Here is a 24,869-nt window from a genome sequence, read left to right as displayed (position 1 = left end):
AAATTAGAAGCATAGAACAATAGGGAGGTTATTTAATGAAAACGCGGACAAAAAAACGTACTGGAGCCATGCTGCTGGCGTTGATGTTTACTCTTCTTGCCGGCTGCGGATCGGGAAACAATGCTAATACTGCAGCTAACAGTGCCAACGCTACCAATGCCCCGGAAGCTTCAGCCGCTGCGGATACAACAGCCGGCGCCAAAAAGGTAACACTCACGATGATGGTATCCGGTACCAAAGCGCCGGACGGGCAGGACTTTGCACTTGATATTATGCCTAAGCTCGTCAAGGAGAAATTCCCGAATGTTACCCTGGAAACCTCAAAGCTTCCGGATGAACAGTACTTCACTTCTATCCGTACCAAGCTCGCTTCTGGCCAAGGGCCGGATATCTTCTGGGTCTTCCCGAGAAATGCATCACTTGGCGTGCTGGATATGGCCAAGGCAGGGTATGCCGCCGATCTGTCCGACCTGACCTTCTGGGATAAGATCAGCCAAGGCGCAAAGGATGATATGTCGTATGAGGGTAAGCCTTATGGAATCGCTGGCGGCCTGGATTACCTGGGTGTCTATTATAACCAGGAATTGTTCAAGCAGGCAGGAATTACGGAGATGCCGCAGGATTGGACTTCGTTCCTGGAAGCCTGCCAGAAGCTGAAGGATGCGGGCATTACACCGATTTCGGTGGCCGACAAGGACCCGTGGTTCCTGCAGTTCGGAATGTATCAAATCGCAGCGAATGTGGTGTACCCGGATGAAATGGATTTTGACAGCAAACTTCAAGCGGGAGAGAAATCGCTGACCGATCCGAAATGGGTCGATACCATCTCCAAGATGAAAGAATTGTACGACAAAGGTTATGTAGTTAAGAATTCACTGGGACTTGGAAGCGCCCAGGCCGCACAGCTATTTGTCGACGGCAAAGCAGGGATGATATTCGACGGAACGTGGGATTACGCTACATTAACGGCTAAGGGTGCAGCTGACTTTACCCGCGGATTCTTCTCCCTGCCGGCGAATGAAGCCGGACAGCCTACCTATGTATCCGCTGCAACCGCTGCAGGATTCGCACTAAATGCCAAATCGGAGAATCTGGATATCGCCAAGGAAGTGATGAACTATCTGTTCGACGGCCAGTCCGATCTGTTCAAGGCCTGGACCGAATCCAATAACTCGATCAGTGTATATAGTGGCGTGCCGCTGAACCATGATCTCTTCAAAGAGGTTAACGACTCCTATCTGAATAACGGAAAGTCCGTGTACTTCCCGAACCAGATGTGGCCAACCGGTGTGGCTGAAGAAATGGAAGCTAATTTCGCCGAAATTATCGGCGGACGGAAGACAACTCCAGAGCAGGTTACACAGGCAATGGATAAGAAATTCAAGGAATTATGGAAGAACTAATTCGGCATATATGAGAATTGTTTCGTCCGCTCTGGATATCTAGACAGCGGGGCGGCGGAACAGTTTTGGACAGGAGGGTAAGACAGAGATGAAATCAACTGTAATGAAAAAAACGATGTACTTTTTCGCGGTGCCGGCGCTGCTCTTTTATCTGACTTTCTGGATTTTTCCGATCACGAAGCTGTTTCAGTACAGCGTGACCGATTATAACGGGTATGCCCAATCCTTCAATTATATCGGCTTCGACAATTATAAGGATTTGTTTAGCGGAGGGACACTGGGTAACTCCATTAGCAATACGCTCATTTATACTGTAGTCAGTGTAGTGGCAGGCAATCTGATCGGACTCGGTCTGGCGCTGCTGTTGAACATGAAGATCCGGGGGAAGGGCTTCTACCGCTCCATCTCCTACATTCCGACCTTGTTCAGTGCCATCGTAGTCGGCTTCATCTGGAGCTATGTCTATATGCCGGACAGCGGGATGATTGCTACGTTCCTCGATAAGCTCGGGATTCCGAACGATAACCTAAACTTCCTGGGCAGCTATTCTACAGCGCTGTATTCTATCATTTTCGTAGAAATCTGGAAAAACGTCGGCACCACAATGATTATCTTCCTGGCCGGGCTGCAGACGGTTCCGAATGATCTGCTGGAGGCTGGACGGATTGACGGCTGCGGCGGCTGGAAGCTGTTGCGATATGTGAAGCTCCCGCTGCTCGCCACATCAATAACCATCAACACAACGCTAAGCCTGATCAACGGGCTGAAGGCCTTCGATTTCCCGTTTATTATGACCAATGGAGGTCCGGGAACTTCGACTAACACCCTGATTTATTCAATTTATAAAATGGCGTTTACGGAGCAGATGTTTGGCAAGGCTTCAGCGCTTGGTATCATTTCCTTCGTTTTAATTATCGCAGTTACTGCTGTGTCGGTACTGCTGATGAACCGAAAAGAGGTGTCGGCATGAGTAGTGGAACAACAGCCGGAAAAATGCTGCAGCCTGAGCCTGCCTTAAACGCGCGGAAATCTGTCAAAACTGGAGCACTGCTCAAAAAGACACTGGTTCAGCTGCTTGTCATCGTGATTATGATCCTCAATCTGATTCCGCTGGTGATTGTGCTGTCCACCTCACTGCGGTCTCCGGACAATAATTCGAATCCGCTGAATTTATTCAATGAAATTTCCTTCGCGAGCTACCGGACGGCTTATGAGCGGATGCATTTTGGTTCCGCCCTGCTCAACAGTGTGGTGCTGACCACCATTTCCGTGGTGCTCGTGGTCATCTTCGCTGCTATGGCATCTTATCCGATGGCCCGGATCCGCAGCAGATGGAGCCAGTTTCTATATCTCTTTTTCCTGGCCGGCCTGGTTGTACCGGGACAAATGGTGCTGATTCCAATCGTCCAAATGATCAACGGTCTGGGGATTCCCAGCACGCAGTATACGCCGATCCTGATGTTCGTAACCTGCAGTCTGCCGTTCTCTACCTTCCTGTACACGGGCTTTATCCGCAGTGGTGTCCCGGAAGAGGTGGAGGAAGCTGCACATATTGACGGTGCCGGGCTCTTGCGCCGTTTCTGGACGGTCGTATTCCCGCTGCTGATTCCGGTTACGGTATCGGTCATCATCACCCAGGGCATCTGGATCTGGAATGATTATTTTTTCAATATGACCTTTATTTCCAAGTCTTCACAGTCTCCGCTGCCACTCGCTATGCTCGGCTTTATGGGAGATCAGCAGAATCCTACCCAATGGAATGTGCTGTTCGCAGCGTGTATGCTGTGTGCACTGCCATTGCTGGTTGCATTCTCGTTCCTGCAGAAGTATTTTGTGGGGGGACTAACGGTAGGTTCGGTTAAGGGGTAATAAGGGAACCCCCGAAACCCGGGAAGATATCAAAAAAGAAGCTGCGTATCTATGCGTAGCTTCTTTTTTTTGTACCGTATCCTGAACTTCCGCTATAGACCGGTACAGGAATTTGTTGTTGCCTAAGCTTGCCAATAAGCTGGCTTTGGGAGTACATTGCTATTAATGCTTAATAACTATAGAAGCCGAAAAGGAAGGTAGGTTTAAAGATGCCGGAAACAACCAGGGTATTTAAAGCAACAGAGGATCATGTCAAAATCATCGGGCGGACCCACTACTATAAGGATGTACTGTGGCTGGCGCTCTCAGGCGGCGGTGTGGAATTCTCATTCTATGGAAAGAAAGCGGAGATTACATTACAAGGTGATGCTATTGCCTCAACCGGCAATAACCTGACCCGTATTGGCATCAGCGTAAACGGAAAACGGGTTATTGACGATCAAATGGATCAGCCTTTGAAATCGTATACTGTGTTTGAAAGCGATATGGAGCAGGAGGTTACGGTTTCGGTAATTAAATTATCAGAAGCGGCGATGTCAACGGTTGGGATTCAAGAGATCACAGTCGATGCTGCAGATGGCATTAAGCCTGCCCCGCCCCAATTACATACGATTGAATTCATCGGCGATTCCATTACCTGCGGCTATGGCGTGGATGATGAGCATGAGCTGCACTCTTTTTCCACAGCTACAGAAGATGTCACGAAAGCGTATGCGTTCCTGACAGCCCAGCAGCTTCAAGCCGACTATAGCATGGTTTCATACAGCGGATACGGCATCATTACAGGCTATACGGAAAATGATCAAAAGCTGACCACCCATCTTCTTCCCGACTACTATGAAAAAGTGGGCAAATCCGAGGGGAGATTGGACGATACATTGGTACCCCAAGAAATAGCTTGGGATTTCAACAGGTTCGTACCTGATCTGATTGTCATTAACCTCGGAACAAACGATGATTCCTACACGAAAGAGGATACCGGTAAGCAGGCAGAATATGCTCGGGAGTATGTTGAGTTTCTTAAAATGGTCAGACGCAACAATCCACAGGCCCCCATTTTGTGTACGCTGGGAATTATGGGGGATCGGCTGTATCCTTATGTTGAACAAGCTGTTAGCGTGTACAGCCGGGAAACAGGTGATAGCAATATAACAGCAATGAAGTTTGACGAGCAGCTGGCAGCTGACGGCTATGCCGCCGATTTCCACCCGTCTAAGGCCACACACCGGAAAGCGGCCAGTCAGCTGACTGCTCAAATCAGAAAGCTTATGAATTGGTGATTGGGTTTCATCAAAGCGACTCGTCTGCGGATGAGTTGCTTTTTGTTTTCTTTTCGTTTCCAAGGAAGTCTTGTGAAGTCCTTCATGGTAAGGAATTTTGAAAATAGAAACAATAGTTAATATATATATTAACAAAATAAAAAACTTTGAAATAGCTTCCAATCGGATCACAAGATAAATCAACAGGTTTTAAAAGAATATAGCATTGACTCAATCTGCTTCCCCTGACTATAATGTTAATGATATTACTAATATATTAATGTAAATATTAATTAAGGTGAAATTCCTAATGAGAGGACCAGACCAATGGCGACTAAAGCGAAGCTGAATGTGTATACACATGAGACAGGGGCACAGCTTGGGGATTTGTTCGGGATTTTCTTTGAAGATTTAAATCATGCAGCGGACGGAGGACTGTATGCGGAGCTGATCCAGAACCGCTCCTTTGAATTTGATCCGATTGACCATCAGGATTACCATTCTTTGACCGCCTGGGAGAAGGTTGAGCGCGGGGGTGGCCGTGCCGGCTTAAGCGTGGAGAGCGCAACTCCGTTTCATCCTGCTAATCCGCATTATGCGGTGATCGATATTCAGGAGCCGGGTGAGGGAGTCGGGCTATCCAATGCAGGCTTCAACACAGGCATCGCTGTCAAAGAAGACGAGAAGTACCTCTTTTCAGTGTGTATGCGGCGCAGTGATAGCTTCACCACACCTGTGCGTGTGCTTTTGGAGGGGGCTAATGGAGCAGTATGCGCTTCTGCGGAAATCATTGCGGATTCTGCGGATTGGCAGAAGTATGAGACGGTTCTCACGGCTGGATTTACCGACACCGCCTGCAGGCTGGTGATCCTGGCCGGCGGACTAGGAAGACTGGAGATCGATAGGGTGTCACTGTTTCCAGAGAAGACCTATCGTGGACGCCGTAACGGGCTGCGTGAGGACATTGCCGTTATGCTTGCAGATCTGAAGCCCAAATTTATGCGTTTTCCCGGCGGCTGTCTAGTTCATGACGGTTCACTAAACCCGGATGACCGGAATTCAATGTACCGTTGGAAGAATACGATCGGTGAGATCGCTTCCCGCCCGGCGCGGCGCAATAACTGGGGGTATAATCAGACGCTGGGCCTCGGTTACTACGAATACTTCCAGTTCTGTGAGGACATCGGTGCCAAAGCCATTCCAGTATTGCCTGGAGGCTACGACCCTCACCACGGACGCATCGTGCCCATTGACGAGCTCGGTCCCTGGATTCAGGATGCGCTTGATCTTATTGAGTTCGCCAGAGGCGACGCTTCAACAAAATGGGGCGGGATCCGCAGCTCACTCGGCCATACCGAGCCCTTCGGACTCGAGTATATTGCGATCGGCAACGAGGAGGTTGGAGAGCCGTTCTTCGAGCGTTACCCTTATTTCCATAAGGCGATTAAGGAACTATACCCGGATATTCAGGTGATTAACAGCAGCGGACCGTTCGCTGCAGGCGGCGAATATGAGCGGGGCTGGACCTCGGCTAGGGAGCACGGATCGGATCTTGTAGACGAACACTTTTACCAGTCACCGGAATGGTTCCTCGCAAACATGGACCGGTACGACCATTTCAAGGCCGATGAACCCAAGGTTTTTCTTGGTGAATACGCTTCCTGGGGGAACACCTATTACAATGCCCTGGTGGAGGCTGCTTTCATGACCCGGCTGGAGCAGAACGCCCATGCGGTCGGCTTAGCCTGCTACGCCCCGATGCTCTGCAATGTCGGCTATGTCAACTGGAAGCCGGATATGATCTGGTTTGATAACCACCAGGTCTTCGGTACACCGAATTACTATGTCCAGAAGCTGTTCATGAACCATCAGGGAGACCGGCTTCTGTATATCGATGCCGAGAATCTGCCGGAAAAGCCTGAAGCTTCTCAGGAAACTGTAAAGGGACGTATGGTGCTCGCTGCCGAGAAGTCGGCTGTCTCCTACCGGAACATTACGCTGACGAATAACCTTACAGGGGAGCAACAAGTGATTGGAGAGTCAGTTGAACTGAACGATATTGAGGGGGCCGTCAGCAAGGAGGAGGAACTCCGCTCCTTCCTGCTGGGTGAAACCGACTTACGGGACTACACACTCAAATGGACAGCCAGAAAAACAGGCGGCGTACGAGGATTCCTGATTTATTTTGGCATGCAGGATGAAGGCAACCGGCTGAACTGGGAAATCGGCGGCTGGCAGAATCAGGACAGTACATTGAGTGCTGTTGTTGACGGCCGGAGCTCATGCCTGACCCAGAGCCTGTTCTCTGTGGAGAATGACACCGATTATGAGCTGGAGCTGCACATTTCGGGCCGTCTGATCACCGCGTCGATCAATGGCACTATAATCAACCAGGCAGAAGACCTCCTTCCTGAAATTCAGCCGCTGTACTATACGGCAAGCCTGGAGGATTCATCCGGAGATGTCATCGTCAAAGCGGTAAATGTGCTGGATACTCCGCTTTCTGCCCGGATCGAGCTGAAGGAGCTGAGTGCTGCCTCGAATAAGGCCGAAGTGCATGAACTGTCCGGGATCGAGCTGAATGCAGAGAACAGCTTCGCTGATCCGCAGAAGGTCAGTCCTTCCAGCCGGACTATAACCTTTGAAGGGAACTGCTTCGATTATGACTTCCCCGGGCATTCTGTCACTGTGTTCAGAATACAGCATTCATAATACAGCATTCATAATACCTGTAAGGAGGGCTTACTTTGTCCCAATCGAAACCAACCTACTCCGGTTATCTTTTAGTTCATTTTATCGGTGAGCAGCCAGATGGTGAACAGGTCTATTTCTCCTACAGTGAGGACGGCCTGCACTGGAAGGATCTGAACGGGGGTCTGCCGGTTCTGCGTTCTGAGCTGGGGGAAAAGGGTGTAAGAGATCCTTTTATCATCCGTTCGCCTAGGGAAGACAAGTTCTATTTGATCGCAACGGATCTGCGTATCGCCAGCGGCAAGGGCTGGGGTGCGGCGGTGGACGCCGGAAGCCGCGACATGATCGTCTGGGAATCCGGGGATCTGGTGAACTGGTCTGAACCTTGGCCAGTCACCGTTGGTGTGGAAGGCGCCGGATGCGTCTGGGCGCCTGAGGCAGTCTACGACGAGACTGCAGAAGAGTTTCTGGTCTTCTGGGCTTCTGCTACCCGTGAGCCGCACGAGAACGAACGGAAACATAAAATTTACAGTGCGCGTACGAAGGATTTCCGGAAGTTTACGGCTGCAGAGAAGTATATTGAGCGCGACAATCATATCATTGATACAACGATTATTGCAGATGGCGGCAGGTATTACCGTTTCTCCAAGGATGAAACGACCAAGAATATCCGGGTGGAACAAGGCTCTTCGCTGGATAAAGACGCCTTCAGCTTCGTAAGCGCACCTGTGCTGGAGGCCATCATGGGTGTCGAAGGTCCGGAAATCTTCAAGCTGGGCGGCCGTGAAGAATGGTGTCTGATTGTGGACCGCTATGCGGAAGGGAAGGGTTATCTTCCCTTGCTGACGTCCGACCTTACGAGCGGCGATTTCCGGGTGCTTGCGGACGGGGAGTTTGACTTAGGCAAAAACAAAAAGCGCCACGGCGGGGTTCTCCCGATTACCGCCGGGGAGTGCAGCCGGCTTCTGGCGGTTTACGGGGACGGGGATTAGGTGCTGCCGGGACAATTCGCTGATTTCCTGACGTTATCCGGTTCTCAGCAAAAATATAGACAAGGATATGCTCGGCATCGACCACCATTCGATTATGAGTGATCCGGATACCGGGCAATATTGGATTGCCTATCACCGGTTCGTTACCCCGTTAACCCGGTTTTCGGATTACAAAGCTGCCGCTTTCTCTTATTTACGGGGAAGCGGTTTTTGGTATGACATTTGGAAAAAGTGGTTTTAATGATCCTTCTTGACATTTTGCCTATTTTATATCACAGATTTGCTTCGTGCAAAATGTTACCATTGATGAGAAGTACACTGGTCGCGGGAGCGGTTAAATGAGCGGTTTCTCTGTTTACCACATGATGCATTATTCGTTGTATTCTTTTGTTGAGCACAGTCCGGATCCGATTTACATTCTGGGCACCGATAAAAAAGTGATTTACGCCAATTCGGTCTTTGTTGAGCTATACGGCTGGACCACGCAAGAGCTGAACGAAAATGATTTTCCGCATGTCCCACCGGAGCTGAGGGAAGAACTTACTCAGATGTTTATTTTCATCGATCAGGGGCAGCCTCTGTTTGCTCTCGATACCTTCAGAATTAAACGAAGTGGAGAGCTGATCAGCGTCAAAATAACCATTTCTCCTATTAAAAATCCGGAAGGACGTATTACGGCTTATATATGTGTTCTGAGAGACATAACGGAGATGAAATTCTCAGAGCTGAAATACTATAAATTATTTAATGAAGCAAACGATCCCATTTTCATTTATGAGCAGGATAAGGACGGTAAGCCATCGAAACTTCTGGACGTGAACGAGGCGGCATGCCGGATGCTGGGTTATACGCGTCAGGAATTGCTGGACAAAACTCCTGACTCCATTGCAGCGGGATCGCTGGTGCACGAGATCGGCAATATATTCGAGATTATTCTTAGTGGAGATGGGATATTCGTCGAAGGGATTCAGGTTGCGAAGGACGGGAAGCAAATTCCGGTGGAGATCAGCGCGAAGCCCATTAAGCTAAATGGCCGAATGCTGGTGATTTCCATCGCCCGCGACATGACTGAACGAAAGAAAACCGAAGAGTATCTCCGGTACACTGAAAGTATTTCCATGATCGGTGAGCTGTCTGCAGGTATCGCCCATGAAATCCGCAATCCGCTGACCAGTATCAGGGGATTCGTCCAGCTGCTATTTGCCCAGTCTAAGATGGGCAGGGAGTTCCATGAGATCATTTTGTCGGAGGTGGATCGAATCAATTCGATTATCGGCGAGCTGCTACTGCTGGGCAAGGAATCCCCGTCTGATCAGTCAGACTGTAATTTGGTCCAGCTGGTAAGACAAGTAGTCGTATTATTGAATGCCCAGGCACATATGACCGACAATGAAATTGTATTGCGTACGGAACTCACCAATCTGCCGCTTAGGTGTGCGGATAACAAGCTGAAGCAGGTTTTTATTAATATTCTTAAAAATGCGATTGAAGCAAGCCCGCGGGGAGCAGAGATCACCGTAGAGTTGAACCGTGAGGAGGATACTGGAGTTATTCGAATCGCCGATACGGGGCAGGGCATACCGAATGAGGTCCTAAACCGGATTGGCCTACCTTTCTTTACGACCAAATCGGAGGGCAACGGGCTTGGGGTAATGATCAGCAGGAAAATTATCAACAATCACAAGGGTACCTTGCTATTCAAGGCGAACACACCGTCTGGAACGATTGTAGAGATTACGTTGCCTGTGCTTTAAGAATTCATATACATATTTAGTGAGTTGTTCTATTAATTGCGATAAGCGGCGATATTAAAACACAGGCGGTACGAAGCAGGAGAATCCTTTGCTTCGTACCGCCTGTGTCTTTTTCAATGGATATCTTAAAGATACTCACACTTAAAGTTGGAGAATTCAGCCGTAGAGCCTTCCCCATAGGCATATAAACCGATGAGTACGCCTGTAAATCCGCCTGCAACTTCAGAGGAAAGATACCGGGTCTGTGCAGTACCCAATAGGGTCTCCTTGCCGTTCCCGTGAATGAGGAAGGTGTAGTGCTCATGGCTTGCCCGGATGATCAGAGTAACATGGTTGTCGCTTCCGAGACCTGCTTCAGCCTCCACCGATTTAATATCACCGATATTCAGCCGCTCAATAGCTTCATACCCGGCCGCAGTTTTACGTATAGCCAAATCATAATGATGATTCTCATCCATGTAGAGCGTGATGCCGGCTTCACCGCCGGTAAGGCTGACTTCGCAAGAAATTTCCGCGTTGAAGTCTCTTTGACGAAGGCCGATAAAGGTCGGCGATTCCGGAATATCCAGGGTCACTGCGGTTCCTTTTAGCGTTACTTTATCTTGTTCCAACAGGTAATTCGCGGTAACAGGATGACGGAGATAGCACCAGTCCAGATTCCAATCGGTGTTCTGGAAAGTGAAACTCGTCTTTTCCTGCTGAATGACCTGGCTGGAGATGCGGTCGGTCTCAAAGCACGTAAGTGTTGTGCCGTTATGTCCCGCTGTGAACCAGCCGTCCCCGCCAAATGTAACCGGTGTAAGGAACACTTCACGCCCCAGATGATGGTAGGTAAGCCAGCGGCCGGTTTGCCGGAAGCCCAAATGCAGCATCCACCAGTTTCCATCATTATCTTGAATTAGATCGCCATGGCCAACCCCCTGAAGCTCATAACCGCCCAGATTGCGGTTGGTCAGTACGGGATTGTCCGGATAGGCTTCGAACGGGCCGGAAACTGACTCTCCGCGCGCATAAATGACCATATGGCCGTATTCCGTTCCGCCTTCAGCCGCCATCAGGTAATACCGGCCATCAATTTTATACATATGAGGGCTTTCCAGATAACGTCCGCCTACCCCTTGCCATATGGAACGGCTTGGCGACAGTTTGGCGCCTGTTTCAATGTCAATCTCACACTGGACGATACCGCCGATGCCGTTATCGTCTGTCCCGTTGCTCATGAAAAAGGCCTTTCCGTCTTCAAAATACAAATCAGGATCGATTCCCCCCTGATCCACTGGGATTGCTTCAGACCATTCACCGTAAATATCGTCAGTCCATACATAGAAATTTTGATGACCGGTTTCGTTTGTTGTAGTCATGTAGAATCTTCCGTTGTTGTGCCGGATCGTGGGCGCGAACACACCGCCCGAGCTGTTCACATTACCGAGCTGAATCTGACTCTCCCTGGTCAGACAATGACCGATTTGCTTCCAGTTAATCAGATCTTTGCTCTCAAAGACCGGAACGCCGGGAAAGTATTGAAATGAACTGCAAACGAGATAATAGGTATCTCCTGCTTTACATACACTGGGGTCAGGATAAAATCCTTTGATGACCGGGTTGTTGTACTTCATCTATCCACCTCTTTCATAAATTCACACATATATAAATCTAAGTTGATCAACAGCTAAAGAAATTAAACACCATTGTCTAATTTCTTGCAATGGATTAGACTTGAAGCCTCAGGTTATTTCTAATCAATTCATATATATGTGATTTCAATAAATGAATCCGGGAGATTATGATGATCATCAAAGCGAACAGGGAACCAAGGTTTATGCCGTTATATGAAGCGTTAGCAAGTGAAGTCAGATGGGAAATCATGAGTCTTATTGCCGATAACGAGATGAATGTGAAGGATATTGCGGATCATCTAAAACTCAGCCCTTCGATTGTCACCATGCACATCCGGAAACTCGAACAAGCCGGGCTCGTTGGAAGCCACAGGGTAAGATTGAACGGGGGGACGCACAAAATGTGCTTTCTAAAAAAGAAGGCCGTCGAGATTGAGCTGCCTTCTGCCGGACAATCCGCCAAGCTCAGGGAGCAAAGCATTTCAGTCGGCCATTACACCGCCTTTGAAGTTCACCCTACCTGCGGGCTTGGTACACGGGAGAAAGAAATTGGAGTTTGGGACGACCCGCGTTACTTTCTTGACCCCGAGCGGGTTCACGCTGCCATTCTATGGTTTGGATGGGGTTATGTCGAATACAAAATGCCTAACTATCTGCTTGCCGATCAGACGGCAGAAGCCATCGAAATTTCGGTAGAGATAGCCTCGGAGGCTCCCGGGTTAAGAGATTATTGGCCGTCGGATATTGAGTTTACCTTCAACGGGGTTTCCCTCGGCACCTGGACAAGTCCAGCTGATTTCGGAAGAGCAGCACGCGGGAAATTGACTCCTGAATGGTGGCATCGGAATGTGAATCAATACGGATTATTAAAGACGATTCGTATTGATGCATCAGGTACATTTATGGATGGAGAGCCGATGTCAGGGGTAACCCTCGCGGATATCAGGCTGGGGGAACCGTTCTGGACGCTGCGTTTTGCGGTCGATGAGCATGCAGTAAACGTAGGGGGATTGACACTCTATGGCTCCGGATTCGGTAATCACGATCAAGACATTGTAATCCGTGTGCATCTGAGTTATTGAAGGATGCGCCTCCATTTGAGGAGTGGACGCTGCCGGAAGGGCCGGTCAATGACGTCGCCTGGCAGATCAAATGGAACCGGTTTATTTTGGATTCGGAGTAATCAATCGATTGGCCGGGCGAAACCAGCGGTAAGCTTGGACGAGATGAAGTCCGAGCTTACCATGACCCAGAATAACAATGATGCCGAATGCCCGGCAGATTGACATTTACGATGAAATCGCAATTGCTTAATGCATGTATGAGGAAGCCATTCGATTAAGGCTCATGCGCTCTGGGTTGGTTTCTTGCGTATGGTTGTAAGTTCAAAAGCCTCTTTAGGAATTCCCATTTCTTGTGCCTTCTTCTTTTTAATCACCATAGCCTGTTGTAAGCTTGTTGCTTGAAATTCAATGATGGTGCCAAGCGGCTCCTCAAATGCATAGTAACTTTTTTTATTGGACATTACTTGTGCCTCCTCATCTTTTTCTTGAATGATTTTGCCAAAGGGCATAAGTATATTATCTCGGCTGCTTTGCCCTAATAGTGTGCGTCTCATCTTAGAGAACTATGCGCGAAAGCCGGCCTCATACATCAACAAACGGAATCTTGTAACATCCTTCCAGTTGAAGCTTTATCAGTAGCGCTGAGAACAGCTCCAATGCATTTATGATGCAAATTCATTCTTTGTTTTCCCTTCCCTTGCCAAAAATACCGCTGAAAATAAAAGATAACAACGAACCGGCAAAGCAAATAGCCGCAAAAATGCTTACTGCATAAAAACCATTAAAAGCCGCGTAAATCAGACCTGCAATCCAAGAACCGAGCGTTGTCGCAGCGTACATGATCGAATTGGCTAAGCTGGAGATCGTGCCGCGGATGGCTGGATTTAATGAATTCAGCATACCCAATATTAATGGAAAAGCGACCCCCATGTTCATGAATACGAAAAAGTAAACACTTTCGAAAGCCGAAACCGATGGCAAGTGAGGCAGAACAATGAAACATACGATTGAGACAAGAAAGCCCACAACCAGCGTATTAAAACGGTTTAAAGCTTTGATCACGTTGGCACCGCATAAGCTGCCAGCTATATTCCCGAGACCAAGAAAAAACATCATATACCCCGCTTGATCAATGGAAAGATGAAAGCGATCTGCCCCCCATTTTCCTATGAACGAAAAGGCAGCAAAGAATCCGCATTGAAATAAAAAATGAGCGAAAAAAGCCCTTCTCGCAGTTCGGCTATTCAATAGTGGGAGGTATCTGCTGAAAATCGGAGTCTTGGCCTGTGGAGCTTGATTCGGTTTCATTTCATGCAAAACATAGAAAATGAATAACGCCACCAATAATGCACATATCCCGATTGTAAAAAAAGGATAAGACCAATGGATGGAGGCAAGCAGACTTCCAATAGGGATACCAAACGCTTGAGAGGCAGCCAAGCCTGCCATGACGATTCCTGATACTTTAGCAATTTTTTGTGCTGGGAACAGAGCAGGAATCGAGGCCCAAACTTGAGGAGCTGTGAATGCTGCACTAACGCCAGCTAAAAAGCGGAATAAGAACATCGACCAAAATCCTGTGGCTAAGCCGCAAAACATAGTCGAAATCGAGAAGCAGACCATGCCGGAAAGCATAACCTTTTTGCGGTCCCAACCATCGGAAAGCGGGCCGGCAATCAGGGCAAATAGGGCATAGCCTAGTGCATAAGATCCTACCATCCAACCCGAATATTCGGTCGGAATATGGAACAAAGATTGTAGCGTTGGGATAAGCGGAGAAATCAAAAACGTATCTGTGCCGATCACAAACATGATGAGGAAAAATAAGGTTGTTAATTTAAACATTTTATTCACCCTTCTCATTTAGTTCTATAGTTCAAAGATTATTGAACTAATAAAGAAAAAAAGAATTTCCTTCTACAACGTATCCAGAAATCCAGGTAAGTATGTTTGAAATGTCTCTAATTCGATAGTCATATACTTCGCTTGAGCTTCTTTTCGTACCTTTATCAATCTCGCCTCCTTTAAAGTACGTAAGTGGTATGAAGTATTTGATTTCGAAGTATCGCGAATGTCTCCAATTTCCCCACAATTCATCTCCTTCTTGGTTACGTATAAAGCTCGTATGATGTCTAATCTGGTTTCATCGGCTAATGCTTTAAATATTTTGACTCTGAGTTCATCATGTATTATTTTTTTAGTAGTCATAAAACTATTGTACTAAGATTTTCCTACAAATCAAGTCTTTAAAAAATAACACCATAGTCTCTTTGTTATTTAAAGTACAACGCATGCCAAGTTCTAGCTATCAGAACTAACACCACCTCATTACAAATTTTCATCCTGATTATAAACCCACATATTGGAACTATTCGGCCCATTAGTGTAACGAAAAGGCAGCCGACCATCTGGCGGCTGCCGTAGTTCTTAATTGAACTATCAATTTAATTCATTTCATTATACCTTTCGATTGCCTTGCTTAGCAGATAATTGAAATTCTCAGGTGTACCGTCCGTAGTGTGCAGGAACTGGCCGCTCAGGTCAGAATCAGATACAGGTTCCTTTTTATTGATACGTTCAATAATTTTTGAAGCGGCCGCTTTTGCTTCGGTGGCTGCATTTACATAGTTCCCGATGCTGAAGCTGTTAACCCCTTCTTTTTGAATTCGTTCCTTGTCTTTGGAGATGGTCATGAGCGCATTCAAGTCTGCGGTCATAATGTCGTATTTGGCTTTAAACTTCGCCATATCCAGCTGCAGCACATTGCCTGCGGTGATTCCCTGTTCATCCAATTCAATAGCCGTAGCCTCGGCATCTATCATGAACTTTAAGGCATTATATCTGATCTGCTGGTCTGCATCCTTGAGTTTTTGCAGTTCAGCCTGACGCTGCTCGTTACCCAATTTTTGCAGAGCCGTGAAGTATTGGCTGGCGACAGTCTCATAAGCGAGATTGGCATTTACCAGCTTGGTATGCAGCTGTTTTCCTTTTGCGAAATCATCATCCACGTAGCCTTTTGAATCATAGTAGGCTTTCATATCGTCGAGGACGGACAACAAGTCTTTGATGACTGGTGTCAGTTTGGTCACTAAGGGGTCCGCGTTTGCAAAAGCAGGCTGACTTGCGGTATAACCGTTGGCTTTATCAATAACCTCCCGTTCCGTTTCAGCAACATCAAGCATGATGAAGCTGAAGTTCTCATCGATTACAGGCTGTGTATCCACCCCGAACTTTTCGAAATAATGAACCAGAACCTCATTGATTCTACCTGTCATCAAGTTATTCAGCATCACATACGCATTGTATTTCTCAATTTCTTTGCTCTCGCCGGACGTAATGCCTGCAGGCGCTTGACCCATGGTGGATGTACCGGAAGAACAAGCGGACAACATTGCAACTAACAAGATAATGGCAATAACGGATGATAGTTTTCTCAAAATAGGGATTCCTCCGACTGTGTCATTTTTCGTGCTTTTCTTTTGTTCAATTTTAAAGTTATTTGGTAAGCAGGTCTTGAGACTTGAGTAGCAAAATCTTCAAATTTTTTTGTTGGCACTATTAGCCAGAGTTAAATCCGGTTACGGAGTTTCAGCATTTGAAGATATGGGTATATAACCTTTGTTTTTGAAATAATAAACGTACAGCCAGCAAGCCATAAGTTGGAAGGTGAGGAACGTCATGAATTTTCCAGTTAACATCCTGCTCGTAGACGATCACCCGGAAAACCTGGTGGCCATTGAAGCGATTCTGAGCGGAGAACCCTATCGACTGGTTCGGGCTTATTCCGGGATGGAAGCTTTGCGGTGTTTATTAGAAGAGGAGTTTGCTGTCATTGTCATGGACGTGCAAATGCCGGAAATGGACGGGTTCGAGACAGCTGCTATCATCCGGACCCGTGAGAAAAATAAATACGTGCCAATTATCTTCATGACGGCAACCAGGAATACCTTGGAGAATATCTTTGCCGGTTATTCGGTTGGTGCAGTGGATTACATGACGAAACCTCTCGTTCCGCAAATTTTCAAATCCAAAATTGAGGGCTACGTCAGCATGTATGAAGCTAACAAAACCCTTCAGATCCAAAGTGAAATGTTGAAGGAACAAACAAAGCAGATGGAGAAAACGAACCAGGCGCTCAGCAAGGCCAAGGAGACGGCGGAAATTGCCTCACGTGTGAAATCAGAGTTTCTGGCCATGATGAGCCATGAAATCCGTACTCCGCTAAATGGAATTATCGGCATGTCGGATTTGCTTCTGGCCTGCGATTTACCTGAGGAATATGCGGAGATGGCGGGGATTATTCACAAGAGCGGCAATGCACTGCTCTCTGTGATCAATCACATTCTGGATTTTTCCAAAATCGAATCCGGAAAGATCGAACTGGAAGAGGCGCCATTCTCTCTACAGCACTGCCTGAATGAAACGATTGATTTGTTTACAGCCCAAACCAGGGAACGGAATCTGGAAATGGTGTTAATGGTCGATCCCTTATTGCCATCCTGGATAATAGGCGATATGAATCGCCTCCGTCAGGTATTGAATAATCTTGTGGGCAATGCTGTGAAGTTTACACCTGAGGGCAGTGTATACATAATGGTTAACAAGCTTGCCGAGACGTCGGATTCGCTTACGCTTGAATTTATTATAAAGGATACCGGAATCGGTATCCCTCCGGATAAGATACCTGAACTGTTTCAGCCCTTCTCCCAGCTTGACGCCTCAACTACCCGTAAGTTTGGAGGCACGGGGCTTGGATTATCGATCAGTAAATCCCTAATCGAATTAATGGGAGGCACGATAAGGGTAGAACCTTCGGATGAACCCGGTGCAACGTTCATTTTTACGGTTGATGCCAAGCCGTACTTAAGCCCGGACTCCTTCACTCAGACGCGGGACGAGCCGGCTCTGAAGCCCGTGAGAACGGATATTACGATCAACAGCGATACTAGGCTCTGATTCTTATCCTGACTGGTTCTTGGCAAGGTTTACAGTCAAGCGATTCGGTATGAGATGACCAATCAGAGTATTCAAAATATTTGATGCAAAAGGGGCAGGGTTGAGGATGAAGGATCAAAACCAAACTAACGAGAAAAACGATGATCAAATTGACGCTGGCGAACTGCTCAACGCCTTAATGGCTATGAAGAAAGGCAACTTTTCCTACAGAATGCCTTATGACCGTACGGGTGTAGCCGGTAAGGTAGCAGATACATTTAATGAAATCATGGATATTCAGGAAGGTCTGGTCTATGAAGTCCAGACTGTAGCCAAGGTTGTCGGGAAAGAGGGTAATCTCTCGAAAAGATTCGTACAGAAAAACCTAGGCGGATCATGGGAAACCATCACGGATTCATTGAATGGTCTGGTTATTGACCTGATTCAACCAACGAGCGAAATGGTGCGGGTAATTAACGCCGTAGCCAAAGGGGACCTGTCCCAGAAGGTCGAGCTGGAAATCGAAGGCAGACCGCTCACCGGAGAATTCCAGAGAACAGCAAGCAACATTAACATGATGGTGAATCAGCTCAGCACCTTTGCCTCAGAGGTTACCCGGGTGGCGCGCGAGGTCGGTACGGAAGGGATTCTGGGCGGTCAGGCAGACGTCAAAGGGGTTTCGGGCACCTGGAAAGACCTGACGGATAGCGTGAATTATATGGCTACCAACCTTACGGATCAAGTGCGTAACATCGCGGCGGTAACAACGGCCGTAGCAAACGGGGATCTGTCGAAGCAAATCACGGTAAATGCCCGGGGAGAAATCCTTGAACTCAAAAATACGATCAACACCATGGTGGAACAGCTCTCCATGTTCTCGTCCGAGGTTACACGAGTGGCGCGTGAGGTCGGCACAGAAGGTAAGCTTGGCGGTCAGGCGGATGTTAAAGACGTATCCGGTACTTGGCGGGATTTAACCGAAAGTGTAAACTACATGGCCTCCAACCTGACCAACCAGGTGCGTAACATTGCGGTTGTTACCACTGCGGTCGCAAACGGCGATCTTTCGAAGAAGATTACAGCTGATGTACAAGGTGAAATCCTGGAACTTAAGAACACGATCAACACGATGGTGGATCAATTGTCGACCTTTGCTTCTGAGGTTACCCGTATGGCGCGCGAGGTCGGTACGGAAGGGATACTCGGCGGACAGGCGGATGTAAAAGGCGTCTCCGGCACATGGCGTGATTTGACCGAGAGCGTAAACTACATGGCGTCTAACTTAACCAACCAGGTGCGTAACATTGCGGAAGTGACAACCGCCGTAGCTAAGGGTGATCTGTCGAAGACGATTACGGTTGATGCAAAAGGCGAGATCCTCCAGTTGAAAAGCACGATCAATATCATGGTGGATCAGCTCAGCAACTTTGCTTCCGAGGTTACACGTGTGGCGCGGGAGGTATCAACGGAAGGGATTCTGGGCGGTCAAGCGGACGTTAAAGGCGTATCGGGTACATGGAAGGATTTGACAGATAGCGTCAACTTTATGGCCGGTACACTGACCGATCAGGTGCGTAATATCGCCGAGGTGACTACTGCGGTTGCGAAAGGCGATCTGTCCAAGCAGATCACGGTGAATGCGAAAGGTGAAATTCTTGAGCTTAAGAATACCATTAACACGATGGTGGATCAGCTCTCAACCTTCGCTTCCGAGGTAACGCGTGTAGCACGGGAGGTAGGTACGGAGGGGATGCTGGGCGGACAAGCCCAGGTTAAAGGCGTTGCGGGTACCTGGCGGGATTTGACCGAGAGCGTAAACTACATGGCGTCTAACTTAACCAACCAAGTGCGCAACATCGCCGTCGTAACGACGGCTGTAGCGAACGGCGATCTGTCCAAGAAAATCACGGCCGATGTACAAGGGGAAATCCTCGAGCTGAAAAATACGATCAACACGATGGTGGACCAGCTCTCCATGTTCTCCTCCGAGGTTACGCGGGTAGCGCGTGAGGTAGGTACGGAGGGGAAACTGGGCGGACAAGCTCAGGTTAAAGGGGTCGGCGGAACCTGGAAAGATTTGACCGAGGGCGTTAATAACATGGCCCGGAACCTGACGGACCAGGTGCGTAACATCGCGGACGTTACGACGGCGGTAGCGAAGGGTGACCTGTCCAAGAAAATCACTGTTGACGTAAAAGGCGAAATCCTTGAACTGAAGAATACGATCAATACGATGGTGGATCAGCTCTCGACCTTCGCCTCCGAGGTTACACGCGTAGCGCGCGAGGTGGGGACGGATGGTAAACTCGGCGCGCAAGCAGAAGTGAAGGATGTCTCCGGTACTTGGAAGGATTTGACCGATACGGTTAACTACATGGCCAGCAACTTGACCATTCAAATGCGTAACATTGCCGGTGTTACAACGGCGGTAGCGAACGGGGACCTGTCCAAGAAAATTACTGTTGACGTTAAAGGCGAACTATTGGAACTGAAGAACACAATCAATACGATGGTGGATCAGCTGAATTCGTTCGCCTCCGAGGTTACGCGTGTGGCCCGTGAGGTCGGTACAGACGGTAAGCTGGGCGGCCAAGCCCAGGTCCGCGGGGTCGGAGGGATCTGGAAAGACCTTACCGATAACGTTAATATTATGGCGACCAACCTGACAGATCAGGTGCGCGGAATCGCCAAGGTAGTGACCGCGGTTGCGAATGGTAACCTGAAGCAAAAACTGACTGTGGAAGCGAAAGGCGAAATCGCCGAGCTGACGGATACCATCAACAATATGATCGAGACGCTGGCTACCTTCGCAGATCAGGTAACTACGGTGGCACGTGAAGTAGGTGCCGAAGGAAAGCTTGGCGGGCAAGCGAATGTTCCGGGCGCAGCCGGTACTTGGCGTGACCTCACCGACAACGTTAACTACATGGCGAGTACGCTGACCACCCAGGTGCGCGCCATCACTAACGTTGCAACTGCGGTTACGAATGGCGATCTGTCACGTGCTATCGACGTATCCGCATCCGGAGAAGTCGCGACGCTCAAAGACAACATCAACGAAATGATCCGGAATCTGAAGGAAACGACCCGTATCAATACGGAGCAGGACTGGCTCAAGACCAATCTCGCCAAATTCTCACGGCTTCTGCAAGGACAAAGAGATTTGTATGCGGTCAGCCGCATGATCCTGTCCGAGCTGGCTCCGCTCGTGTCCATGCAGCACGGTGTCTTCTATATCAATGAACCGTCCGGCGGTGAACCGGTGCTGAAGCTGTTTGCCAGCTATGCTTACCAGAGCCGCAAGCATCTGGCGAACGAATTCCGGGCCGGGCAGGGCCTTGTCGGCCAATGCCTGATCGAGAAACAGCGAATCCTGCTCACCAACGTGCCGGGTGATTATGTCGTAATCTCGTCAGCATTGGGTGAAGCTACACCTCTCAACATCATTTTACTGCCGATTATTTTCGAGGATCAGGTGCTCGCGATTCTGGAACTGGCAACCTTCCGCCCGTACAGCGATATCGATATTGCCTTCCTGGATCAGCTTACGGAATCGATAGGAATTGTGATTAACACGATGCAGGCGAACCAGCGTACAGAGGAACTGCTGATCCAGTCGCAGTCCCTTACCGAAGAGCTCCAGAAGCAGCAGATGGAGCTGCGGAATACAAATGACGAACTCGAGGATAAGGCAAAGCTGCTCGTCCTGCAGAAAGCGGAAGTGGAGAGCAAAAACCATGAGGTCGAGGTGGCCAAACGATACCTGGAGGAGAAAGCGGAACAGCTTGCCCTCACCTCCAAGTACAAATCCGAGTTTTTGGCCAACATGTCGCACGAACTGCGTACCCCGCTGAATTCGTTGCTGCTCCTGGCAGAACAGCTTGCCGAGAACCCGGATGACAACCTTCATGAGATTCAGGTGAAGTTCGCAAAGACGATTCAGGACTCCGGACTCGAATTGCTTAACCTGATCAATGATATTCTGGATCTGTCCAAAATCGAATCGGGCACGATTACGCCGGATTATAGTGAAGTGTCCTTGGCCGAGCTGACCGACGGGCTGGACCGCACCTTCCGCCATATGGTGGATGCTAAGAAGCTCGAGTACCGGATCAAGGTAGATCCCGGCTTACCGGCTAGAATAATAACGGACTTCAAACGGCTTCAGCAAATTCTAAAAAACCTGCTTTCAAACGCCTTTAAGTTCACGGAACAAGGACAGATTATGCTCCAGATCCGGAAGGCGACTGAGGGTTGGCATCCGGAGAATGAATCGCTGAACCGGGCCAAAACGGTTATTTGCTTCTCCGTAAGCGACACGGGGATCGGCATCCCGCATGAAAAACAGCAGATCATTTTCGAAGCCTTCCAACAGGCGGACGGCAGCACCAACCGGGAATATGGCGGAACAGGCTTAGGTTTAGCCATATCCCGTGAAATTGCCGAAATGCTGGGCGGAGAAATTATCCTGTACAGTGAAGTGAACAAGGGAAGCGTATTTAATCTGTATCTTCCGACTGAAGCGGAATTCACGGAGCCGGAAATCAAAAAGGCGCATGTTCCGGAAGTGATTGATATCACTCCGCCTAAACGCAGAAGCAGCCTGGTTAAACCGGCGGAGGAAGCTTTGCTTGACGACCGGGATAACCTTGAGCCTGGAGACCGCGTATTCCTGATTGTTGAGGATGACCAGAAGTTCAATGAAATCATTCTCGATCTTCTTCACAAAAGAGGAATTAAAGCTATCATTTCGTCAAGCGGATATGATGCACTGGAACTCGTCCATAAGTATAAGCCAATTGCTATAACGCTTGATCTGCATCTTGGCGGGGATACGAACGGCTGGATGGTACTGGAGCAGCTGAAGAGCGATATCTATGTGCGGCATATTCCTATTTGTGTCATGACCGTGGACGAGGAAGAGGTGCTCCTGCTGCAGAAGGGGGTTCACGATTACTTCCGGAAACCGGTGACAAACGAAGAGCTCGAGAATGCACTCGACCGTTTGAACCAATTCACCGACAAGAAAGGCCGCAGCCTGCTGATTGCAGTTCATGATGAGCAAGAGCGCAAGCAAATCGTCGACCAGCTGAGCAATCAGGATATCAAGCTCACGGTAGTCGACACGGGACGCAAGGCTTTGAACCAGATCAATAATAAAGATTTCGATTGTGTGGTTCTGGACAATAATTTGCCCGATATGAATCTCATCCGGTTTGTCCGGGATATGCACAAGAACGCCAAAAATAAAAAAGTTCCCGTTGTTGCCCGCCTGAGCAAGAAGCTGACAACTGCTGAGGAGAACGAGTGGGATGATTTGGTCAAGATGGCGGTCATCAAAGAGGTGAAGTCGAATACTCAATTGATTGACGAGACGACCCTCTTCCTGCACCTTAAAGCGGAGGATCTGCCATCTGACTTAAGGGATAAACTGGTTAAACTATATAGTTCGGATGAAATGATCGAATCTAAGAAAGTGCTGGTAGTGGATGATGATATCCGCAACATCTTTGCGCTTACCTCGATCCTGGAGCGTCATCATATGAAGGTCATTCCTGCCGAGAACGGCCAGGACGCCATTGATCTCCTGGAACAGACACCGGATATCGAAATTGTGCTAATGGATATCATGATGCCGGGAATGGACGGGTACGAAACGACCCGGGCGATCCGGGAGAAGGCAGAATTCAAGAACCTTCCTATTCTTGCCCTTACAGCCAAAGCTATGAAGGGAGACCGGGAGCTGTGCCTCGAAGCCGGCTGCTCGGATTACATTACCAAACCGGTTAACAGTACCCAGCTGTTATCCATGATGCGGACTTGGCTGGACAAATAGCCCTTAGGCTTCACCAGCAAAGCAGCACTTCTGCCTTTTGTGGAGAAGTGCTGTTTTGTATTTTTATAGAGCTTATGTTTTAAATTTGAAGTAAAATAGGATGAGCTGAGTAGTGTGGAATAATTGGTTTTGTTGAGGAAGGAAAATATACACATTTATTGAATATAAACAACAAAGAGGGAGGATAGAAATGGCATATAGTAAAAAGGAATTACGTACGTCATTAATCATGGCTGTTTCAACGATTTTGGACAGGCATTATCACTCTGTTACTCTAAAAAACATCCAATCTGCCTGGTTTGTAGAAACTTATAAGGACCTGTTAAACTCAAGTTTCAGTACGACATTCATTCGTATGATCGATGCAATGTTCCTGGATTCCTTGGATTACGGCAGGTACCTGGATTCACAGGAAAAAGAGGGGGTCCAGCAAGGGAATTACACTGCAGAGATATTCGGTGATCATTTTGATATCCTGCTTGAAATGAGTAAAGATTTAAACTTGACCGCTCAGAATATCATGTTTACGATCATTGATGAGGCTGTGGATGATTCAACAAACCGGTTGTTTTTCTATAATCGCTTAATGGAGAGTAACTGGACCCGTTTTAGCGGTTTTACCCAGGGCTATCTATCCAATAAAAAACAACTGATTGACAGTTTACATGAACAAAAAATTGCTGTAATGGGGCAAATGGCAGCCGGCATGGCACATGAAATCCGTAATCCCCTGGCTTCAATTAAAGGATTTGCCCAGCTTGTTAATAACAGGCTGGCTGAACCTGAGATCAAGGCCAATGAATTGCGTACATACATGGACATAACGATTAAAGAGATTGATACGCTGAACGGGCTAGTAACGGACTTTCTGCTACTGTCCCGAAAAGGGGATAGTAAGAAGGATAGCGGTGCAGTATTTAATGTTATAGAGGTTATACATAGAGTTAATAACATTGTGAATCAGCTTATTCTCAGTGATGATATTGTTCTTTCAGTGGATTATTCCGCAGAAACGGTACTAACGTTTGGGAGTGCTTCTCAACTGGAACAGGTATTCCTGAACATCTTGAAAAATAGTATTGATTCCTTCACAGCATGCAAAGGGAAGATACATGTTACGATTACGACCGCGGCTGAGACAAACGAAATTATCCTGCTCTTTAAAGATAACGGGGAAGGAATTATGCCCGAGAAACTAAAGCGGATATTTGACCCTTTCTTTACTACCAAGCCAAAAGGGACAGGGATCGGCTTATCAATCTGTAAACAGTTAATTGAAATGTATGGAGGGCAAATTAAGGTGGATTCAGAGGTGCAGGTAGGAACCACCGTGAGCGTTACTTTGCCTTGGGTATGCGGCGATAAATAAAAATGTTGTTATGAACGGCAAACAGGGATGTCCTCAGCCACTAGCGGGCTGGAGACATCCCTGTTCACATTTACTTGCAAT

Annotated in this window: 16 protein-coding genes and 1 pseudogene; 12 read left to right on the top strand and 5 right to left on the bottom strand. The window is 48.0% G+C overall.

Annotated elements, in window-relative coordinates:
• The first annotated feature begins 35 nt into the window (after positions 1-35).
• The 8 genes from L6H70_RS14625 (at position 36) to L6H70_RS14590 (ending at position 9,968) form a co-directional block, all read left to right on the top strand.
• A complete protein-coding gene (locus L6H70_RS14625) occupies positions 36-1,403 on the top strand; it encodes an ABC transporter substrate-binding protein (RefSeq protein WP_236334288.1) in 1,368 nt (455 codons plus the stop codon).
• Between the two features lie 88 nt (positions 1,404-1,491).
• A complete protein-coding gene (locus L6H70_RS14620; protein ID WP_236334286.1) occupies positions 1,492-2,373 on the top strand; it encodes a carbohydrate ABC transporter permease in 882 nt (293 codons plus the stop codon).
• Positions 2,370-3,272 carry a carbohydrate ABC transporter permease gene (locus tag L6H70_RS14615; RefSeq protein ID WP_236334284.1) on the top strand — a complete coding sequence of 301 codons (903 nt, stop codon included), beginning with the start codon at positions 2,370-2,372 and terminating at the stop codon, positions 3,270-3,272. The genes L6H70_RS14620 and L6H70_RS14615 overlap by 4 nt, the downstream gene beginning before the upstream one ends.
• A gap of 209 nt (positions 3,273-3,481) precedes the next feature.
• Positions 3,482-4,552: an SGNH/GDSL hydrolase family protein gene (locus tag L6H70_RS14610; protein WP_236334282.1), complete on the top strand. Its 1,071-nt coding sequence runs from the start codon at positions 3,482-3,484 to the stop codon at positions 4,550-4,552.
• Between the two features lie 306 nt (positions 4,553-4,858).
• Positions 4,859-7,243 (top strand): alpha-L-arabinofuranosidase C-terminal domain-containing protein, encoded by a 2,385-nt coding sequence (locus tag L6H70_RS14605; RefSeq protein WP_236334280.1) that lies wholly within the window; start codon positions 4,859-4,861, stop codon positions 7,241-7,243.
• Positions 7,244-7,278: 35 nt separating this feature from the next.
• Positions 7,279-8,214: a glycoside hydrolase family 43 protein gene (locus L6H70_RS14600; protein ID WP_236334278.1), complete on the top strand. Its 936-nt coding sequence runs from the start codon at positions 7,279-7,281 to the stop codon at positions 8,212-8,214.
• Positions 8,215-8,308: 94 nt separating this feature from the next.
• Entirely contained in the window at positions 8,309-8,455 is a 147-nt protein-coding gene (locus L6H70_RS14595) for a hypothetical protein (protein WP_236334276.1), read from the top strand.
• Between the two features lie 121 nt (positions 8,456-8,576).
• Complete coding sequence (locus tag L6H70_RS14590; protein ID WP_236334274.1) at positions 8,577-9,968, top strand: PAS domain-containing sensor histidine kinase; 1,392 nt, start codon at positions 8,577-8,579, stop codon at positions 9,966-9,968.
• 125 nt (positions 9,969-10,093) lie between these two features.
• On the opposite strand, the gene L6H70_RS14585 is transcribed toward L6H70_RS14590, so the two are convergent.
• Complete coding sequence (locus L6H70_RS14585) at positions 10,094-11,584, bottom strand: glycoside hydrolase family 43 protein (protein ID WP_236334272.1); 1,491 nt, start codon at positions 11,582-11,584, stop codon at positions 10,094-10,096.
• A 173-nt stretch (positions 11,585-11,757) separates the two neighbouring features.
• Here L6H70_RS14585 and L6H70_RS14580 point away from each other — a divergent pair, with 173 nt between their 5' ends.
• A complete protein-coding gene (locus L6H70_RS14580) occupies positions 11,758-12,666 on the top strand; it encodes an ArsR/SmtB family transcription factor (protein ID WP_236334710.1) in 909 nt (302 codons plus the stop codon).
• A 263-nt stretch (positions 12,667-12,929) separates the two neighbouring features.
• Here the strand turns inward: L6H70_RS14580 and L6H70_RS14575 are convergent, their stop codons facing one another.
• The 4 genes and pseudogenes from L6H70_RS14575 to L6H70_RS14560 form a co-directional block, all read right to left on the bottom strand.
• Positions 12,930-13,202 carry a hypothetical protein gene (locus L6H70_RS14575; protein ID WP_236334270.1) on the bottom strand — a complete coding sequence of 91 codons (273 nt, stop codon included), beginning with the start codon at positions 13,200-13,202 and terminating at the stop codon, positions 12,930-12,932.
• Between the two features lie 108 nt (positions 13,203-13,310).
• A pseudogene (locus L6H70_RS14570) lies at positions 13,311-14,493 on the bottom strand (MFS transporter).
• Positions 14,494-14,565: 72 nt separating this feature from the next.
• Positions 14,566-14,856 carry an ArsR/SmtB family transcription factor gene (locus tag L6H70_RS14565; protein WP_236334266.1) on the bottom strand — a complete coding sequence of 97 codons (291 nt, stop codon included), beginning with the start codon at positions 14,854-14,856 and terminating at the stop codon, positions 14,566-14,568.
• A gap of 236 nt (positions 14,857-15,092) precedes the next feature.
• Positions 15,093-16,085 (bottom strand): YiiG family protein, encoded by a 993-nt coding sequence (locus L6H70_RS14560; protein WP_236334264.1) that lies wholly within the window; start codon positions 16,083-16,085, stop codon positions 15,093-15,095.
• Positions 16,086-16,326: 241 nt separating this feature from the next.
• Between L6H70_RS14560 and L6H70_RS14555 the strand changes: the two genes are divergently transcribed.
• The 3 genes from L6H70_RS14555 (at position 16,327) to L6H70_RS14545 (ending at position 24,788) form a co-directional block, all read left to right on the top strand.
• Positions 16,327-17,604 (top strand): ATP-binding protein, encoded by a 1,278-nt coding sequence (locus tag L6H70_RS14555; RefSeq protein WP_236334262.1) that lies wholly within the window; start codon positions 16,327-16,329, stop codon positions 17,602-17,604.
• Positions 17,605-17,710: 106 nt separating this feature from the next.
• On the top strand, positions 17,711-23,419 hold the full coding sequence (locus L6H70_RS14550; RefSeq protein ID WP_236334260.1) for a HAMP domain-containing protein: 5,709 nt from the start codon (positions 17,711-17,713) through the stop codon (positions 23,417-23,419).
• Between the two features lie 190 nt (positions 23,420-23,609).
• Positions 23,610-24,788: a sensor histidine kinase gene (locus tag L6H70_RS14545; RefSeq protein WP_236334258.1), complete on the top strand. Its 1,179-nt coding sequence runs from the start codon at positions 23,610-23,612 to the stop codon at positions 24,786-24,788.
• Positions 24,789-24,869: the final 81 nt, after the last annotated feature.

Origin of the sequence: Paenibacillus auburnensis (genome assembly GCF_927798115.1) — a bacterium.
GTDB lineage: Bacteria > Bacillota > Bacilli > Paenibacillales > Paenibacillaceae > Paenibacillus_AQ > Paenibacillus_AQ auburnensis.
Note: the sequence above shows the minus strand (reverse complement) of the source record. Positions and strands in the feature narration are given on the sequence as shown.

Excerpts from the sequence above, each read along its gene's own strand:
- L6H70_RS14625 (WP_236334288.1), top strand. The coding sequence starts at position 36 with ATGAAAACGCGGACAAAAAAACGTACTGGAGCCATGCTGCTGGCGTTG.
- L6H70_RS14620 (WP_236334286.1), top strand. The coding sequence starts at position 1,492 with ATGAAATCAACTGTAATGAAAAAAACGATGTACTTTTTCGCGGTGCCG.
- L6H70_RS14615 (WP_236334284.1), top strand. The coding sequence starts at position 2,370 with ATGAGTAGTGGAACAACAGCCGGAAAAATGCTGCAGCCTGAGCCTGCC.
- L6H70_RS14610 (WP_236334282.1), top strand. The coding sequence starts at position 3,482 with ATGCCGGAAACAACCAGGGTATTTAAAGCAACAGAGGATCATGTCAAA.
- L6H70_RS14605 (WP_236334280.1), top strand. The coding sequence starts at position 4,859 with ATGGCGACTAAAGCGAAGCTGAATGTGTATACACATGAGACAGGGGCA.
- L6H70_RS14595 (WP_236334276.1), top strand. The coding sequence starts at position 8,309 with ATGAGTGATCCGGATACCGGGCAATATTGGATTGCCTATCACCGGTTC.
- L6H70_RS14590 (WP_236334274.1), top strand. The coding sequence starts at position 8,577 with ATGATGCATTATTCGTTGTATTCTTTTGTTGAGCACAGTCCGGATCCG.
- L6H70_RS14585 (WP_236334272.1), bottom strand. The coding sequence starts at position 11,584 with ATGAAGTACAACAACCCGGTCATCAAAGGATTTTATCCTGACCCCAGT.
- L6H70_RS14575 (WP_236334270.1), bottom strand. The coding sequence starts at position 13,202 with ATGAGACGCACACTATTAGGGCAAAGCAGCCGAGATAATATACTTATG.
- L6H70_RS14565 (WP_236334266.1), bottom strand. The coding sequence starts at position 14,856 with ATGACTACTAAAAAAATAATACATGATGAACTCAGAGTCAAAATATTT.
- L6H70_RS14555 (WP_236334262.1), top strand. The coding sequence starts at position 16,327 with ATGAATTTTCCAGTTAACATCCTGCTCGTAGACGATCACCCGGAAAAC.
- L6H70_RS14550 (WP_236334260.1), top strand. The coding sequence starts at position 17,711 with ATGAAGGATCAAAACCAAACTAACGAGAAAAACGATGATCAAATTGAC.
- L6H70_RS14545 (WP_236334258.1), top strand. The coding sequence starts at position 23,610 with ATGGCATATAGTAAAAAGGAATTACGTACGTCATTAATCATGGCTGTT.